This window comes from Sphingobacterium paucimobilis HER1398, from assembly GCF_000416985.1.
GTDB lineage: Bacteria > Bacteroidota > Bacteroidia > Sphingobacteriales > Sphingobacteriaceae > Sphingobacterium > Sphingobacterium paucimobilis.
In genome coordinates this window covers 469,345-487,824 of the sequence record NZ_ATDL01000004.1, presented here as the reverse complement: position 1 = coordinate 487,824, position 18,480 = coordinate 469,345, and the positions used below count along the sequence as shown (strand labels likewise).

The following is an 18,480-nucleotide window of genomic DNA, read 5'->3' as shown; positions in this document are numbered from 1 at the left end:
ACTTTTTGTTCATAGTTTTGCAAAAATAAAACTATGGACAATTATTTATATTTAGTTATTATCACACTTATTACCTTGGGTATTATCGACCTGATGGTTGGAGTGAGCAATGATGCTGTTAACTTCTTAAATTCAGCTATAGGATCAAAGGCCATTCCCTTTCGGCTGATCATGATCCTAGCAAGTGCTGGTATACTATGTGGAGCTGTATTCTCCAGTGGTATGATGGAAATTGCACGAAGCGGGATTTACATCCCCAGTATGTTCAGTTTCAATGATGTGTTGATCATATTCCTAGCTGTGATGATTACAGATATCATCTTATTGGATATCTTCAATTATTTTGGTTTACCCACCTCCACAACAGTATCCATCGTATTCGAACTACTCGGGGGTGCAGTATGCCTTGGCCTATATAAAATAGCCACGACCACAGGAGATTGGTCTAGCCTATCTCAATATATCAATACTGAAAAGGCTTCAGAAATTGTCATTAGTATATTATTGTCTGTTATATTATCCTTTACCGTTGGTATGGCAGTTCAATATGTTTCTCGTTTGATATTTACATTTCAATTCGAACGAAAAATGAAATCCTTTGGTGTATTCTTTGGCGGGGTAGCTCTTGCAGCCATTAGTTATTTTATTATCATTAAGGGACTAAAAAGTGTTACATTCATTGATAAAGCCACCAAGGATTGGATCAATACACATGAGCTGTTACTGATATTAGGCAGTTTTGTCCTATTTACCGCCTTCAGCTTCATATTGACCCATCTAAAGATAAACATCCTTAAAGTCATTATTGGTATAGGTACATTTGCACTAGCACTTTCTTTTGCAGGCAATGACCTGGTTAACTTTATTGGTGTTCCGGTCGCAGCGATACAGGCTATTGGCTTTTTCCAAGCATCCGGCGGCAATCCTGAGACCTATATGATGGACGAACTCGGTTCGGCTGATATCGTAGCTCCAGTCTGGATATTATTTATCTCTGGAGCCATTATGATCATTACACTATGGACATCCAAAAAGGCTAAAACAGTTATCGAAACCGAAATGAGTCTTACTAGCCAAGATGCCAGCACCGAAAAATTCCAACCCAATACGCTATCCAGATGGATCGTACGTGGTTTTCTCAGCATCGGGAACGCCATAGGTTTCTTAATGCCGAGGGCTCTCCAAGCACGCTTAGACCGTTCTTTTGAAAATGAGCGGACGACAAAAAAGAAAACGCCAGACGAGCCTATGTTTGATATGGTACGCGCTTCGGTCAACCTTATGGTTGCCAGTAGTCTTATTGCGCTGGGAACTTCTATGAAACTTCCATTGTCCACTACCTACGTAACCTTTATGGTTGCCATGGGTACTGCTTTTGCTGACCGTGCTTGGGATCGCGAGAGTGCAGTCTATCGTGTATCAGGAGTTTTTCATGTTATTGGAGGCTGGTTCTTTACTGCAGCCTGCGCCTTTGCTGGAGCATTTGTAATAGCGTACCTTTTAAAGATAGGGGGTATAATTACGTTTGTAGGTGCTCTTGTCTTTTTGGCAATCCTATTGGTTTTCAATGCGAAAAGCCACAAGAAAAAAGTTGCTGAACAAGCCAAAAAGAAATTAAAACTAGCCAAAGAAGACATACATACCTTACAACAAGTAACAGAAGCTAGCTCAAACCAAATAAGTGAAGTATTCGCAAAATCCAATATTTTCTACAAAGAGATAGTCGACAGTCTGATTAAAAATGACCTAACATCTCTATCTATGAACAAAAAGCTTATAAAAAAGTTCTTAAGAGATTTAGATTCTACCAATGATAACCTATATAGTTTTATACGTAATTTAGATGATTCTTCGGCCAAGGGTAGCCGCTTCTATATTATGTCTTTAGGATATCTGCAAGATATTGTCGAAAACCTTTATGTCATTGCCACGAATGCACATAACCATGTCGATAACAACCATAAGTCACTGAAAGACTATCAAGGCAATGACCTTCGCTTGGTAGCTGACGAATTGGGCAATTGGTATGCCGAAGTATACAATATGTACAAGAGACGTGAATTCTTAAAAATTGACAATACAATGAAGCAGCGGGATCAACTTCAAAAAGTGATTAACAATCTTGTAGACAAACAGATTGATCATATCCGTACGACTGAAAACAGTCCAAAAAATGCAAAACTGTATTTCTCGATATTATTGGAGACCAATGAGCTTATTAGTTCGACCTTCAAACTACTTCGACTGAACAAGGAATTTGAAGAGTTTAAAATAGATAACAAGAAAATCAAATAAGAAAAGAAAAAAGCCCGCATTAGCGGGCTTTTTTCTTTTCTTATTTAATGTGTCAGTATTTCGGGCAACTCTTCAATATCAACTTCTCCATTCTCCGAAATAGAAACAAACCTTACCGGCACGATTTCATTCACTAAAAGTGGGTCATATTCCGTACGTACCTTTACATAATTCTTAGAAAAACCATGCATATAACCATCTTTAATATCAGATTCAAATAGCACCTCTCCCATTGCCGTAAGGTTTTCCTCATAAAAAGCACGACGTTTCTTTTCTGATAGGATATGGAGCATCTTGCTACGATCTGAACGCTGTGCCCCAGGTACCGCACCTTCCATTTGCGCAGCTATGGTATTTTCCCGCTCCGAATAGGTGAAGACATGTAAATAAGAAACATCCATCTCGTTCAAGAAATTATAAGTATCTATAAAATCTTCTCTTGTCTCCCCCGGAAATCCCACAATGACATCTACCCCAATACAGCAATTGGGCATCAATGCTTTGATCTTCGCGACCCGCTCCGCATATAATTCACGTTTATAACGTCTACGCATCTTCGCTAATATCTTATTGCTACCAGATTGCAGGGGCATGTGAAAATGAGGCACAAAACGCTTCGACTGAGCGACAAACTCAATCACCTCATTGGCCAATAGATTCGGCTCTATAGACGAAATACGTATACGGTCAATTCCTTCCACTTCATCCAGTGCTTTTACCAGATCCAAAAACTTATCTTGACGCTTACCATCACGGATTCCAAAATCCCCTATATTCACCCCCGTCAATACGATTTCCTTCACTCCTGAAGATGCTATTTCTTCCGCCTGCTTCACGATATCTTCTATTTTACCAGAACGGGAAGCGCCACGGGCCAATGGTATCGTACAAAAAGTGCAGGAATAGTCACAGCCATCCTGTACTTTCAAGAAAGTACGTGTACGATCGCCAATAGAGAAGGCAGATACAAACTGATTCGTCTCGTCTATAGGAGCGTTATGAATAATAGCTTTTTCCTGCTTGGTCAAATCATTAATATGTTCAATAATATTAAATTTCTCCGCCGCACCTAATACCATATCCACACCAGGGATTTCCGAAATTTCCTTGGGTTTCAATTGTGCATAGCAACCTACGATCGTAATATAAGCATTAGGTGAATGTTTAAGCGCTTCCTTCACCACCTTACGACACTTCTTATCTGCATGATCCGTCACAGAGCAAGTATTGATGACATACACATCTGCCTGTGAGTTAAAAGGTGTAGTTTCATAACCCGCATTCTTAAAAATACGACCTATAGAGGAAGTTTCTGAAAAATTCAGCTTACATCCCAGTGTGTAAAAAGCGACTTTCTTATTCATGATAATTTTGCAAAAATACACATTTTTATAGATATGATATTTCAGATTTTATATTTCGATTAATAGATTGCAGAAATGAGATGGCAATGACAGTAATAAATTAAAGGATTTCAACATTAGCTGTAATTTCCTTAGCTTTGGATATTCCTAAAAATCATTATTATCTGCCTTAGGGCAGTTCAAAAAAAGATAAAAAAATGAAACAATATCTAGATTTACTCCAACACGTATATACAGAGGGCGTCGACAAAACAGACAGAACAGGGACAGGTACACGTGGTGTTTTTGGCTATCAGATGCGTTTCAATTTAAAAGAAGGCTTCCCTTTAGTAACGACGAAAAAACTACACCTTCGCTCTATCATCCACGAACTGATCTGGTTCTTGAAAGGCGAGACCAATATCCAGTACCTCAAAGAGAATGGCGTAAGCATATGGGATGAATGGGCTGATGAAAATGGCAATTTAGGCCCAGTGTACGGTTCCCAATGGCGTTCTTGGCCTACTCCAGACGGTGGGCATATCGACCAGATTGCGCAAATCATCCAACAACTTAAAAATACACCTGACTCCCGCCGCATCATTGTATCAGCTTGGAATGTGGCTGAAATCGGCAGTATGGCTCTTCCGCCATGTCATGCCTTCTTCCAGTTTAACGTAGCACCAGCACAACCAGAGAAAGGACTATTAAAACCGCAACTCTCCTGTCAACTGTACCAAAGGAGTGCTGATATTTTCCTAGGTGTACCTTTCAATATCGCTTCTTATGCCCTGTTAACCATGATGGTTGCACAGGTCTGTGATATGGAGGTGGCAGACTTCGTCCACACCTTGGGTGACGCACATATCTACAGCAATCACTTCGAGCAGACCGAATTACAATTGTCGAGAGAACCAAAAGCACTACCACAAATGAAGATCAATCCCGAAGTTAAAGACATTTTTGATTTCAAATTCGAAGACTTCGAATTAGTGGACTATGAGTTCCATCCACATATCAAAGCTCCAGTAGCGGTATAGTGAATATTTCGAAGTGTAGACTTTTTTAATTTTTACTTTTTAATTTTTACTTCGTGAGTACCAAAATAACACTAATCGTTGCCGCTGCAGAAAATAATGCTATAGGTAAAAACAATCAAATGCCTTGGCACCTACCCAACGATTTTAAATACTTCAAAAAGACAACTCTTGGCCATTCTGTAATAATGGGACGTAAGACATTTGAATCCATTGGAAAGCCACTACCCGAACGTCGAAATATTGTATTGACTAGAGATCAGCAATACAACAATCCAGAGATAGACGTTGCAAATAGCCTACAAGATGTCCTCACCTACTGCCGTGATGAACGAGAAATATTCATTATCGGTGGAGCAAATATCTATCAACAGGTACTTCCTCTTGCCCAACGTGTATTACTGACCCGGGTTCATGCGACTATTGATGGAGATGCATTTTTTCCAGAGCTTCCTTCCACTGAATGGGAACTCATTAGTCAGGAAAAACATAATAAGGATGAAAAGCATGTTTACGACTATACCTTTGAGGTATGGCAAAGGAAATAAAACGACAAATATCTGTCGAAAAAAGTGAACAGTCCCGCACTTTCAGTGATCACTTCCCGCTGATTGGAGAAGACTCCTCACTGACTAGTGATTACCTTTCAGCGACGAGTGTTCACCTATTGACTATAGGTGAACACAATTTCGTACGATCTGTATGTACGTTTATGAAGAGTAACCACAATAAGCTAACATGTGTTCACATTTTCAAAAAAAGTGAACACTTCTTAGGACACAATTACTACTTGTTATGGAATAGCAGTCACTTGATAATAACAGATAAATACTTTTTAGGAAAATGTAGTCACTCCCTAGTGTTGAGGACTTGCATTCTACCAACTGGTGACCACCATTCTGCTATAAGGAACTAGTCTTTAGCAAAAAGAAATCAATTAATAACAAACATGAGCCCCTTGGCACACAATAGTGATAACTTTATCAGACTATGTGTTTACTTTCCACCAAAGGGTAGGTACAACTCATCAACATGTGATCAATCGATGCAATAAAGTGAATACTCTTCATCAGCAACAAATCACTAAGAGCTAAACAATAGTCACATTTTTGGAAGAAGAGATCACTGATTCCGAAGAACCAATCACTTTTTAGCACTTTTTTAGGTAATAAATACATTACTGATGATATCACAACGCAAATACCAAAAAACACAAAGCGCTGAACATAAAACATTTTAACATATATTAAAATAAACAAAACTCTTCTGTGACACAAAAAATCCCCATCCGATTGCTCAGACAGGGATTGTTATATTTAGTTCAAAATTCTATTTCAGTAAATCATTCAGTGCCTTTTCGACCTTTTCAAAACCAAACTGCGCTTTGACCTCTTCAAACATCCGCTTAATATGATCGTTGCACGGATTACCAATACTGCCTTCGTGTGTATGCTGTACCTTTTTTTCAGGCTTGAATGTCCCCTCTTCAATAGCGAGCCCAATATTCTTATACGCTTCACGGAATGGTACACCTTGTAGCACTTCGTTATTAACAACTTCTACACTGAATAAGTAGTCATATTTTGGATCGTCCAGTATATTTTCCTTTATCGAGATATGTTCCAACATAAAGGTTGCTATTTCCAAGCAATCATTCAAGGATTGAAAAGCTGGGAACAAATTTTCCTTTAACAGCTGTAGATCCCGATGATATCCCATTGGCAGGTTCGTAGTCATCATAGCGATCTCGTTGGGCAAAGCTTGTATCTTATTACATCGAGACCGAATGAGTTCGAATACATCGGGGTTTTTTTTGTGTGGCATAATACTAGACCCTGTAGTCAAATGCGCAGGAAAAGAAATAAACCCAAAATTTTGATTAATGTACAACGTCACATCCATGGCAAATTTGGCCAGCGTAGCGGCTATAGAACTCATCGCCTGTGCGACGATACGCTCAGTCTTACCTCTTCCCATCTGTGCATATACGACATTATAATTAAGGTCTTCAAACCCCAATAGCTCCGTTGTCATCGTTCGATTCAGCGGAAAAGAAGAACCATAGCCTGCGGCTGAACCTAAAGGGTTCTTATTACTCACAGTCCAGGCAGCCTTCAACAGATGCAGATCATCGACCAAACTCTCTGCATAAGCTCCAAACCAAAGCCCAAAAGAAGATGGCATCGCTATTTGCAAATGCGTATACCCCGGCATCAAGACATTTTTATGTTGCTCGCTTAAGTGTAAAAGTTGCTTAAAAAGAAGCTCTGTATTACTGAATACACGTTGTATCTCAGAGCGAAAATAAAGCTTGAGATCGACCAATACCTGGTCATTACGGGAGCGTCCCGAATGTATCTTTTTCCCTGCCTCCCCCACTCGCTGTGTCAATATCATTTCGACTTGTGAATGGACATCCTCTACACACTCTTCTATCACAAAGGCACCATTCTGTATCTCTTTATAAATATGTTTAAGCTCTTGCTGCACTGCGTTAAGGTCTTCCATAGTCATCAGATCGATACTATGTAGCATACGCGTATGCGCCAAAGATCCCAAAACATCAGCTTCTGCAAGTTGCAGATCCATTTCGCGATCGTTACCTACAGTAAAAGATTCGACAAAGGAATCTACATCTATATTTTTTTGCCAAATTTTCATTCAATTCAAGTTATCTTAAAGTGTCGTAAAAATAACACATTTTCGCAAGTAAGTAGTAAAAAACAGCTATTCTTCTTATCATTTAGCCAGACTACAAACCTAGCGATATTCCTTTACATTCAGAACAGTGTCTCTTTACGACGCCAATAAGCACAATCTCAGCACCTAAACTTGAGCAATCAGTTTATCTACTGCAATCCGTGTAATCTCAACGTCTTCTTTATTTGTAGCGTAGGCGACATACAAATAGCCTTTCCAGACGAAGCTTCCTGGATAGCTATAGCCCTCAGTTTTACTTATTCCATCATAGCGTCTTGGTTGCGGAACATCGCGTAGCAAAAATGACTTGTTAAATAGCTTACCGTTTTTACTTAATGTAACCGTCAAGGGAACACGTCTTCTCGTAGGGACTGGGTTATTGACAAAATAGGAGACAGAAGCACTGAGATTTCCAGCACATTGCATGGAATCTGAATCAGGGATATTAGTCAACGTCGGTTTCGACCATGTCGCCCCATTATCCTGACTTACCGCGGCCAACAATTTCCATGTACGTGGTGCCGCATCAAAATACAAATCCCGAAAAAGTATAACCAGCTCTCCTTCCAATCGTCCAAAAAAACTAGCCTCGACAGCGCGTGCAACTTTTTCATTGCTATTGACATTATAATCACGCAAGTCTGGTAATAGAGCTTGCTTCCAATCAGAAAGTCCATCCTTCGAATCAGAATACATAATCCGCGTTCCCCGAACCTCTTTAAAAGCATCTGTACCCAAACCATGGCATATCATAATATAACGCCCATTAGGCAGTCTTCTCGCGCTCTCACTAGGGGCAGCGTTCCGGATCAATACTTTTGGCTCTGTCCAAGCTATCCCGTCAGTAGAAGAGCAATACTCTGTAATTGATGTTTTATTAGCTTTATCTCCAGCAATCAATAGACAGTGCAACTGATTCCCGTCTGTAAGCCAGCCTCCACTTGCTCTATTCGCAGGTCCAACCTGTATCGGTTTTTCCCAGGTCGTCCCGTTGGACGAGTAACTGTAGTACACATAAGAGATTTCGCTCGTTTCATGTAAGGGATGCCCCACCCATGTCGCGTACAACTTACCCTTGAACTCCACAAGCTGCGGATGGTTATTAAACTTCATATCCAACGGCTGATCAGGACGGAACACCATAATCTGCTCTGTGCCATCCAAATACTGCAACCCTAAATTATCCTTTTTACTTTGGTTAAATAACCCATTGCTGATACTCACCTGAGGATCCGTTTCAACAGGTGTTGGTTCAGGTATAAAGGTCTCTTCATCCTCATTGCCTCCTTTAGTACACGACATTAAGGCACGGCCAGATGTCAGTGCAAATGAGGAAAGAACAATCTGCCGGATAAATTTCCGCCTTCCTTCTCTATGTTTACCGTCTATTAAGCTTTTTAGTATATTCATGTTTATAGGTTGGTTATTTTTTTAGTGCAGTAATCCTGTTTATTAATCGCAGATAGGCCTCTGCATATTGTGTCATACCTAGATCGGAAGGATGAACCCCATCGATAGTACTATTAACGCCTAAATTAATCTCTTCTGCTTTCAAAACGTAGACATTACTATCTTTACCTTCTACCTGGTCCTTTATAAATCTGTTAAAATTACGGTTTACCCGCACATAATCTGTTTGCGATGCATCATTGACCAATTCAATTGTTGCGATAGCATGCTCGGTAAAGATTATTGGAGTGGTGGGATTTTCCATTCTTAGCCTATTCAATGCATATACCAGTCGTTGATAAACATCTTCATCTTTAAATGCGACAAGATTTGGTAAACAATCAATAATATAGATTGAAGCTTTTTTTTCGCAATCAGATCAACCAACTCTTTCTCCAGCCTTCCATTTCCGGAGAATCCAAGATTAATAATGGGACTACGAGTCTCTCGGCCCAGAATAGCGCTCCACGACAGTCCAGCCCGGGATGCAGAGGCCCCTTGGGCGATTGAAGTTCCATAAATAATAATCGGCGCTTCGGGATTAGACTTCCATATGATATTCGCATTACGCCTAATTCCAAATTGGAAATCAGAGATAGTATTATACAAAGGGAAGTACAAACGATAAAACAACACCTTATCATTACCTAAACCATCAAATAGCAACTGCATCTTATCCTTTTCAAAGGAAACATATTTTCCTTTCACCCAAATCCATCTACCCGAGCCCATCTTGGCATACATATCCATTCCTGACACGCCTATCGAAGACATATTCTTCAAGGATTCTTTGCCTCCGTATTTATACTCCAGCACAAGGCTATCACTATTGGTTGTAAAATCAACATAAATCCCGGAAGAGTTTCTGGAAAGCCTCCATACGTCCTGCCTTACGGAATCCTTATAAATTCCGGGAAACCGATCGAACCTATTTACTACGTCATTTCCCCACCCCTGCCCTTGTACAACGACAGTTTTGTCAGCCTGAAAATCAATCCATCGAAAGTTTGGATATTCCTGCGCATTCAGTAGGGAAACCCAACAAGAAAAACTATAAAGTAAAATAAAAAACTGTTTATTCATCATATTCTATGTTTTGCTATCCCTATACTACATCATAAATAGTATAGGGATAAAATGACTTATCTACTTCGAAGAATCCCTAACGCAACGACACGAATACCCTGTCGATTTAGAAGCTCCCTGTAAATAATTAGTAGTACCTTTATGGTAGGAATAATGCAGGATAAAAACCCGGGCATTATTAGCAGAACTAGATGTTGCTGTCCATAGACCTGCATATTGACCACTACCGGAAAATGCACCGTCACCTCCGCCTGCGGTACCTGCATTACGATGCCGTACTGCTGCCATACTAAACCCACTCGCATTATTTGTTGCAACGGCGTTATTACCGATAGCGCCAACAGTACTACTGCCCGTCCAATTATCTGCGATTCCACTGTTATTATCAGCCAGTTCTTTTAGAAAGCTCGTACCACCTCCATACGTAGTCTTCACATAGTCGAACAGCTCTATTAAATCACTTTCTGTTGGAACACGCCACCCTTCAGGACATAACCTCCCTGTATTGACCACACCAAATGTGTAGTATATAAACGGTGTGTTGATCCGTGTGCTATATCCACCAATAGCCTCAAAGGTGATGGCATTCCATCCCGCATTAGTACTTGCATTCGCAATAGCGATATTATCTTTATATCTGGTCGTCTGTAAGTTTTTTAACATCCACCATCGATTCCCAAAACGCTTAGTTGGATAGCTATTCCCTTCCACGTCGGTGACGGTACCTGTTGTTGGTTCTGCTCCTTTCTGTGTAATCACAATCCGAATTTCAGAATCACCACTCTGTATAGTCACTAATGCCAAACGTTCTTCCTCAGAAATATTTTGCTGCAACATAAACTGCAAGGTATGCGTTCCCTTCCCTGCCTCGTAACGAGAAAGACGGATCCAACTCGGAACACCTGTAAAATCAGCATCCTCCACTCTCGCATTCCACGAATCGCTCGTGGTAAAAGTAACAGGAAGGGCATTTTCTATATTACCTTCAATGGTTTGACTCAGTAATGTTTCATCATCCACAACGATATCAGGCCCATCCTGAGGAAATTCTCCATTTTCCAAAGTCGCTTCTTGAGTGACACGCACAAGCAACTTAGAATTACCACTCGAGAATGTAATAACTGCGGACCGACGTTGCCCGGTACGATTGCGTTTCAAATCTATCCGCACGATATGGCTTCCTTCAATACCATGGTCTGAAGAGGTAGAAATCCAATTTGGCTCATTCGAATCAGAAGTCTGCGCAATACTAGAGGTCCATTCCCCCGTTGTTGCAAAGAACACTTCATCTGTCCCTTGTATATCATCAGCATAGACTATTTGTTCTAGCGATTGTCCTTCTTTAGCGACTAAATCGACATCCTTGTCTTTTTTACACGCATAAAAAAAGCAGAGCAGTACACCTAAAATAGCATAACTACATATTCTTGTTTTTACTCTCATATTCATATGTAAATAATTTGTCTTTTAACGGCCATATGGAATATCCAAAGTATTTTCACTCGTCTTTGTGCAGCCTGTACTACATGGATATTTCATATGTAAATAATTACTTGGTGATCCGCCAGCCGGCGAATCGGTTACTATTTCATGGATACGCTATTTGTGAGTTTATCTTATTTCATACTTGTAGTACTGTATCCTTTTTTTTCAGAATCCAAACTTCGGCTATCTGAGATATCGTCTGTCCTTCCTCTGCTTTCCATGTGAGGTTGATCCCCCCATCTAATGTTAGCTTTTTCGGAATTTCAAACTCGTATATACGTGATTTGTCTGGGACCTGGTAGTCGTGCAACGTGTGTCCATCCACTACCAATTGGATTTTCTGGTTCTTGAACACACCTCCATAAGCTATACGAATAATATAGGAACTACCTTTGTCCAGGTTATCGTACCTAACAGTGACCGGTGTGTCGTATAAACCCGAAATTTGGCGTCTTTGGGCCAATGGTATTTTAGCTTCCGTACTTCCAAAGTAAACACGCGGCGTTTTAAGAGTGCCCGGATCGGTAGCCCAATTTTCTAAACCCTGAATTCGCATTAATGATTCCGGAGAGCCTAGATTATCATAATACTCCTGACTGCCGACGGAGGTACGGTTTACAATTTTACCCAATGCCTCCCTTTGCTCTATTTCGGACGACATACTTTCAATTTTACTGAATTGATCCAGTAGCCATTCCTTATTATTTAATGGAAAATCAATATTTCGAGAACTCGACATGGGCTGAATTTCCATAAGCCACCGATAATTATCTCCAATATTCAACGTTCCTGTTTTAGCATTGGCGCTATAGATTTGATGACACTTATTTTTATAACTGTTAAATAATTCATCCACATTACGTCTATGGAGAAAACGCTTTGCATTACTGATTACGGTCTCGATTCCAAGCGCTTTATTTTTAGTTAGTTCGCCCAGGGCCAGGGCTTCCGACTCTGTTTCATAGACCAGCCTTACACTCTGATACATATCATAATATGCCTTGAACAAGAGCATTTGAAATCTTGGATTATCCAACGTTCCTTTACCTACTGTTTTCTCCAGATCCTGCCAAAGCTTCAGGGTCTGACTAATAGTCGACGAATTAGTTATAAGTGGACCATCAAAGTTCTTTTCTAAGCCTTCTACCCCCCTTACAAATAGATCTACATCTTGTATACCTAGGAATAACCGTGCGTAATCTTGTAATGTCACCCGTACATCTGTAGAGGCATCCCATTCCTGGTCGCTCCAAATAAACTTATTCAAATCATCATAATTTGCTTCGGAATAAGTGATACTTCCTGCGTTTAAATCGCTGTACAGATTATGGATGTGCTTTTGCATGGCGGGCAACGGATTAATACTGGATCTTCCATAAGTCATAGCAAAAGCCATATCCAGATTAAGAACTGGATACTGTGAGTTCATCGGATGACAAATATCCGGTAGAGTTACCATCTGGACTGAAGGATGCAGATATGAACGCATTTCGGACATCGGTACCTTGCCCCAAGGCGCAAAAATAAAACCACCCAGCCATTCCTTTCTCTCATTGGTTTTATGGACAAAAGTATCTACCCATTCCTGTGTCATATGAAAAGATTGCATCGACACCCAGATTTTTGCTTTAGGCTGTATTTCATTCAACAATCCTTTCAGAACGTCAAGGTAGCCAAAATACTCCGCTGGCTTCAGGGTCCCGGGATCTCCCCCAGGAACAAATATCGCATCAACATGAGGCAGTTTACGCAAACGTTCTCTTCTACGTTCCAGTTGCAATTTCAATCCCTCCTCTGTCGTATAGTAACCATTTGCTTTGTTGTTGTTATCGCATGGATCGTACAGCCAGACTTCCATACCGTATTTTTTGCTTGCCGCTATCTGTGATGCTGTGATATCTGTAGAAAGCTGCACGACATTCATACCAAATAAAGCCAGATCACGAACATACTGCTCAAAGTAAGCTATCCCCCAAGGTTCGTTTACTCCTTTTTTATGGATGTGCAGCCCTTGAGAACGTATCGGTTTGCTGGGAGTAGACGAAATCGCCTTTAACAAAGCTAAATCGACATTCTTATCCTTCATCTGTATCTTACGAAGTACATGCCCCACACCATATAGACAGCCTCTACTATCATGTCCGATAATAAGTAATGTATTTCGCTTGTCGTTTTTTTTTACCTTAAAGCCGTCTTTACCGATCTTTGGTAAAGCATCTAATTCGTGGTTGCTTCCTTCTACTCTTGCTTTTGCCGATTTTTCTGTACCGACAAAAATCGTTAGCACTCCCTTCTTGAATGACTCAGGCTTCGACACCATCCGAATAGCTACAGTGGACCTTTTTGCAATCTCTTCAGAAAGTACTGTTGCACTTTGCTGAATTAAGGCATCCTGATTATCAAGAACAACAATGTCTATTCCCGTATAGGAGGGCTCTTGTCCATGGCTACGAACAATTGTGCCTAAAATTCCTAGAAAGAGCACAACTATCTTTCTCCAATTTTTCATATGCACCTTTGGTTAATTACTAGGTGCCCATACGAGACTTCTAAACGTCTGTCCTGTATTGGACTTTGCCAACACCTTGGATGCTCCCATATTAATATCTTCATTATGACCAGACATGTCCGCTATCTCATACAAAACACCATCTCCACCTCGCGTATTGGCGCTTGAGATTATAAATAGCTTAGCTTTGCCATTTTCTTCTTTAGCCTCGACACCGGTCAGATTTTTCAAGTCAGTATACTCACCATTGAAAACCCACTTATTACCTACCTGCGAATACTTAAATATCCCTTCCTGAAATGTCATTACATAAGCGACATTCTTTGCCGGCTGGTCTTTCCCGGCCAGGTTAACGATTATGAAACCCGTCCCATTTTTAAAGCGGGGATCTCCTGTTATATTCGCAAACTTAGTTCCCGGAGTTGTACTATTTTTCGCACTGACACGGTAGAGACGTGCCCCGTCCCCCATGAACAAATCGCCTGCATAAAATCGAATCTGCCGAATACTCATTCCTCCTATGTGTGTACCTTGATTAGTTCCCTTAGTCAAATGGAAAAGGCCTCCATTTCCTGCGACACCTCCCCCGGACATCCATACATCTGTCCCATCTATAGAAGCCGCGCTACGGTATGCATTTTCGCTAAATGGATTGTTTGCCGTAGTTTCAGAATTCACTTTGCCATCAATATCGACAAGAGCAACAACTCTATTCACTACTGCCGATGACTTATTGACAACAGTCTCCCCTAGTGGGGCATCATAACCCGGCACCACGATATACTTTCCGTTATCAGAAAGACTGATCCATCCCGAAAGGATGTCTCTTCCGATAGCTGTAATTCGTCTATTTGCACCGCTTTTGTCTGAAGGTAATGCGATAGATTGTACCAGATCAGCTTTATCAACTGAAAGCTTATATTCGTCCAGGTAAATCGGACAGGCTTTATCACTATTGATATCACCACTGGAATTGGCATCTCCAATCCTATATATTACCAAGTTGCCCTGGGTGATTTTCTTTGCTTGTGCTAAAACTATATTAGTTGAAACAAGTATCGCTGAAGCGATTCCTAGAGTCGTTAAAAAACATTTTTTCATGATAATTTGGGTTTATTAGATTTAATTATTTTGTTAGCCATTGTAAGTTAAAACGGTAGTGCAACGCACTACTAAAGAGATGGATAATATTATCCGGTGTCTGTGTCAACGCGAGGTAGCCCTTAGGTTCTGCATGATATTGATCCATCTTAAAATGTCCCGTAAATGCTCCACCATAGAGGTAACGTTCTTTACCATCGGTTATGAGCTTCTTGATAGGCCATGTCTTCCCTTCATCGTAGGATACTGCCGCATACATTCCGTAACCGATATAGCTTCCTTCCGGCCCCATAAACGGCATTCCCTGTCGATGTTCTACGTCAATTCTGCCATCTGTAAATGAAATCAGCAATAGTGCTCCTTCATTCAACCTTTTAAGAATTAAGCGTTGTCCGCTTGATATAGGAGGAAACTCGCTCGCGGCATATCTCCAAGTCCCGCCAAGATCATCCGAGATACTCATCGGCATATAGTTCTTACCGTCCTTCTTGATATTGTCATCGCGTCCTAATGCCAGTAGTCTCCCATCTTTCAACTCAACAACTCCTGCATGGATACCAGCGATTTTATTCCCTGTTCCATGCTCGCTGTATTGAGGAATTAGATCTCGATTTTTATCCGATGAAGACCAGGTCTTACCCTTGTCTTTGGAGATATGTAAAATAGACCCTCCCCGTACCGTTGGCGTCGCGTCACAGACCTGTACTAGATAACCTTTGGCTGTCTTAAACATTCCAGCGATAACCTGATTGCCGACCTCATGCTCAGGATTTACAAAAACGGGACTTGTCCATGTAAAACCGTTATCCCTGCTCTCCCGAAGTACAAGAGCTAAATTCTTCCATGTCCCTGCGGCTTCGACACCATTCGTATGATAAATCACGTCTGCTTCCTGGTCATAAAAAAGGGAAGAGCCTGTCATGTTCCTATCCGGCACATTAAAAAATAGAGACGGTGAGGTCCAACTAGTAGTACCTTCCTTCAATCTGCTTGACAGGACTGTCATTTCGCGTCCCTTTTCATCATCTGTAGAAAACCAAACAACTAATAGATCACCATTTGGTGTCCAGGTGACCGCTGGGCAGTGGTTATGATAAAACAGTCCTTTTTGTATACCTAATGAATCTGTTTTCACAAAAGAGATAGGCTCCTCAAAGACCGGCTTCTGCATTATACTCCAATTCTTCTTTGGAGCATTGCTCGGCGTATTCACGCTCTGACTTTCTTGAAAGGTAAGCTTAGTATCTGTCCTCACTTCTACCACTCGGAATCCCGTAAACATCGTTCTATCTTCAGGTATAAGTGCACTCCTATTTGCTGAACGAAGAAATTCAACAGGTGTATTATGACTTCCCCCCCGTGTGACACGATATATGCCCTCTTTATAGCCCCCGGGATCTAATGCCACATTATCACTATAAGCGCCATAATGATCTAGACACCATTCTTCTACATTGCCATGCATATCGTATATCCCCCACTGATTGGGTGCAGATTGCTTAACACGGAGAGAAACAACCTTCGGGTCCCAACTTACCACTTGATTTTTTTCCATTGCTTTCGGCAGTACCCGATCGCCTATTGCATAAGGGCTCATGGTACCAGCTCTGCATACATACTCCCATTCCGCCTCTGTCGGAAGGCGGTAGTTCTTACCTTCTTTCTTAGACAGCCACTCGCAAAAAGCAACCGCATCGTGGTAACTCACATAGATAACAGCTTCATCATCCTCATTAGAAAAACCATTTTTACCCCGTAAAGCCCGATGCGAAGCTTGAAAGGTCTCGTACTGCTTGTTCGTGATTTCGGTAGCTGCTATACGAAACGCCCCCGTCAGTTGTACCTTATGGGCAGGCGATTCGTCATAGTCCTTACCGTAACCGGCACTCCCCATCAAAAAATATCCTGGGCTGATATCGACCATTTCCAAACCGATGGAATTGACATGCTGTGCATATACAAATTGCCCCGAATGGAAAATTAAAACAATACCAAATAACAGCTTCATTAATTTATTCTTTCCCATAACTAACGATCTGTTTTAAACGGTGAAGCCGGTAGTCCCTCCTTATTAATAAGATTACTCGTTTCCGGATTGTCCTGCCAAGCATATCTTACGCTAACAGGACTTGAGACCTCTGTGCTTGAGACTTCTACTTTATCCTTTACAATTACGGCAGTCGCTGGTACAAAGTTGCCATCGGCTCCAGCGATATAAAATCCAGATAAAGCCTCATTATTACGCGTCGAAAGGCCTGATCCTAAATGATCAAAAGATAATCTAGCCTTATTTCCAACAATTTTTAGCTCCTTATAAATCGGCCCTGAGTAAACTACTTGCTTATTGCCGTAGGCGATATATTGTGCTGATAATGCTAACCTTTGTCCCACAGTCCATTTGTTTTTGGGATGTATATCTTTAGCTTCACCAACATCTATAGCAACGGCCATTCCTGAGTTGGGAATAGTCTTCCAATTGTTCAATTGTGCATCTCTCAATTCGGCCCACTCACTTTTTACCATTTTTGGATTGTATGCCTTATAATTGGCCAATTGGACAAACAAAAAGGGGATATTTCCCTGTCCGATTTTTTTGCGCCAATTTTCTACCAATGCAGGCATAAGGTGTTTATATTCTTCTGCTTTACTGACATTTGACTCACCTTGGTACCAGATTACGCCCTTCATCCCATAATTGACAACGGGAGCTATCATTCCATTATATAACATAATGGGTTCATGGTGTACCTGGAGTTCTTTCTTCGCTGTAAGCACTTTTACTTTCTCCGGATCCTGTATACTGTCAAAGCGCGCTAAATAATGGGGAAATTCGGTTAATGCCTCCTGACTCGCCCAGGACTCTGCTGTGGCACCTCCCCAACTAGCTGAGATCAAACCGATGGGAACATTGAGCTTTTGGTGCAGTTCCTTTGCGAAAAAATAAGCTACAGCCGAATAAGCGGGCAACTGTTCGGGCGTTGCTTTGCGCCAGCCTATAGATAAGATGTCGTCTTCAGGGGTATTAGTTCCTTTACGCCCTACTTCTATATGTCTGATCGCAGTAAAGTTATCTTCTGGTTGCAGAGAATATGCTGGCTCGATTTGCTTCATCCTCCAATTCATATTAGACTGTCCTGAGCACAACCAAACGTCACCGATGTAGATATCGCTAATAGTATACTCACTGTCAATCCCCTTTACAGTCATCTGATAAGGGCCTCCTGCTTCTGCAGACTCCAATTGAATCGACCAACGTTTGCTCTGATCAGCCTGGGTTTTATACTTTTTACCCTTAAAACTCACTTCAACAATCTCCAGAGAATCAGCCCATCCCCATATAGGAATCTTAACATTACGCTGCAACACCATTCCATCTCCCACTAGGCGAGGGAGCTTGACTTTAGAATAACCAATAGAAATATTTGCTGTTACTATAACCAACAAAAGATTAAATAATAATAGTTTCTTCATATGT

At 41.0% G+C, this 18,480-nt stretch carries 11 protein-coding genes and 1 pseudogene; 3 read left to right on the top strand and 9 right to left on the bottom strand.

Annotated features, from left to right (window positions below):
• Positions 1–33 precede the first annotated feature (33 nt).
• The gene (locus tag M472_RS27570) at positions 34–2,295 is read left to right on the top strand and encodes an inorganic phosphate transporter (RefSeq protein ID WP_021069072.1); all 2,262 of its coding nucleotides are present in this window, start codon (positions 34–36) and stop codon (positions 2,293–2,295) included.
• Positions 2,296–2,339: 44 nt separating this feature from the next.
• Here the strand turns inward: M472_RS27570 and mtaB are convergent, their stop codons facing one another.
• Entirely contained in the window at positions 2,340–3,659 is a 1,320-nt protein-coding gene (gene mtaB / locus M472_RS27565) for a tRNA (N(6)-L-threonylcarbamoyladenosine(37)-C(2))-methylthiotransferase MtaB (RefSeq protein ID WP_021069071.1), read from the bottom strand.
• A gap of 197 nt (positions 3,660–3,856) precedes the next feature.
• Between mtaB and M472_RS27560 the strand changes: the two genes are divergently transcribed.
• Both M472_RS27560 and M472_RS27555 read left to right on the top strand, forming a co-directional pair.
• Positions 3,857–4,678, top strand: a complete 822-nt coding sequence (locus tag M472_RS27560) for a thymidylate synthase (protein ID WP_021069070.1) — start codon at positions 3,857–3,859, stop codon at positions 4,676–4,678.
• 53 nt (positions 4,679–4,731) lie between these two features.
• Positions 4,732–5,223, top strand: coding sequence for a dihydrofolate reductase (locus tag M472_RS27555; RefSeq protein ID WP_021069069.1), 492 nt, complete (start codon positions 4,732–4,734; stop codon positions 5,221–5,223).
• Positions 5,224–6,004: 781 nt separating this feature from the next.
• Here M472_RS27555 and argH read toward each other — a convergent pair.
• The 8 genes and pseudogenes from argH to M472_RS27510 all read right to left on the bottom strand — a co-directional run bounded on the left by argH (position 6,005) and on the right by M472_RS27510 (position 18,476).
• The gene (gene argH, locus M472_RS27545; protein ID WP_021069067.1) at positions 6,005–7,336 is read right to left on the bottom strand and encodes an argininosuccinate lyase; all 1,332 of its coding nucleotides are present in this window, start codon (positions 7,334–7,336) and stop codon (positions 6,005–6,007) included.
• 165 nt (positions 7,337–7,501) lie between these two features.
• A complete protein-coding gene (locus M472_RS27540; RefSeq protein ID WP_021069066.1) occupies positions 7,502–8,785 on the bottom strand; it encodes an exo-alpha-sialidase in 1,284 nt (427 codons plus the stop codon).
• 13 nt (positions 8,786–8,798) lie between these two features.
• Positions 8,799–9,907: pseudogene (locus M472_RS27535) on the bottom strand (SGNH/GDSL hydrolase family protein).
• A 63-nt stretch (positions 9,908–9,970) separates the two neighbouring features.
• The gene (locus tag M472_RS27530) at positions 9,971–11,359 is read right to left on the bottom strand and encodes an FISUMP domain-containing protein (RefSeq protein WP_021069063.1); all 1,389 of its coding nucleotides are present in this window, start codon (positions 11,357–11,359) and stop codon (positions 9,971–9,973) included.
• Positions 11,360–11,531: 172 nt separating this feature from the next.
• Positions 11,532–13,904: an alpha-glucuronidase family glycosyl hydrolase gene (locus M472_RS27525; protein ID WP_021069062.1), complete on the bottom strand. Its 2,373-nt coding sequence runs from the start codon at positions 13,902–13,904 to the stop codon at positions 11,532–11,534.
• A gap of 12 nt (positions 13,905–13,916) precedes the next feature.
• The gene (locus M472_RS27520; RefSeq protein WP_021069061.1) at positions 13,917–15,005 is read right to left on the bottom strand and encodes a hypothetical protein; all 1,089 of its coding nucleotides are present in this window, start codon (positions 15,003–15,005) and stop codon (positions 13,917–13,919) included.
• A gap of 25 nt (positions 15,006–15,030) precedes the next feature.
• The gene (locus tag M472_RS27515; RefSeq protein ID WP_021069060.1) at positions 15,031–17,031 is read right to left on the bottom strand and encodes an SUMF1/EgtB/PvdO family nonheme iron enzyme; all 2,001 of its coding nucleotides are present in this window, start codon (positions 17,029–17,031) and stop codon (positions 15,031–15,033) included.
• A gap of 2 nt (positions 17,032–17,033) precedes the next feature.
• Positions 17,034–18,476 carry a sialate O-acetylesterase gene (locus M472_RS27510; protein ID WP_021069059.1) on the bottom strand — a complete coding sequence of 481 codons (1,443 nt, stop codon included), beginning with the start codon at positions 18,474–18,476 and terminating at the stop codon, positions 17,034–17,036.
• Positions 18,477–18,480: the final 4 nt, after the last annotated feature.

What these genes read in the sequence shown, in the direction of transcription:
- M472_RS27570 (WP_021069072.1), top strand. Translation starts at nt 34, where the DNA reads ATGGACAATTATTTATATTTAGTTATTATCACACTTATTACCTTGGGT.
- mtaB (WP_021069071.1), bottom strand. Translation starts at nt 3,659, where the DNA reads ATGAATAAGAAAGTCGCTTTTTACACACTGGGATGTAAGCTGAATTTT.
- M472_RS27560 (WP_021069070.1), top strand. Translation starts at nt 3,857, where the DNA reads ATGAAACAATATCTAGATTTACTCCAACACGTATATACAGAGGGCGTC.
- argH (WP_021069067.1), bottom strand. Translation starts at nt 7,336, where the DNA reads ATGAAAATTTGGCAAAAAAATATAGATGTAGATTCCTTTGTCGAATCT.
- M472_RS27540 (WP_021069066.1), bottom strand. Translation starts at nt 8,785, where the DNA reads ATGAATATACTAAAAAGCTTAATAGACGGTAAACATAGAGAAGGAAGG.
- M472_RS27530 (WP_021069063.1), bottom strand. Translation starts at nt 11,359, where the DNA reads ATGAATATGAGAGTAAAAACAAGAATATGTAGTTATGCTATTTTAGGT.
- M472_RS27525 (WP_021069062.1), bottom strand. Translation starts at nt 13,904, where the DNA reads ATGAAAAATTGGAGAAAGATAGTTGTGCTCTTTCTAGGAATTTTAGGC.
- M472_RS27520 (WP_021069061.1), bottom strand. Translation starts at nt 15,005, where the DNA reads ATGAAAAAATGTTTTTTAACGACTCTAGGAATCGCTTCAGCGATACTT.
- M472_RS27515 (WP_021069060.1), bottom strand. Translation starts at nt 17,031, where the DNA reads ATGGGAAAGAATAAATTAATGAAGCTGTTATTTGGTATTGTTTTAATT.
- M472_RS27510 (WP_021069059.1), bottom strand. Translation starts at nt 18,476, where the DNA reads ATGAAGAAACTATTATTATTTAATCTTTTGTTGGTTATAGTAACAGCA.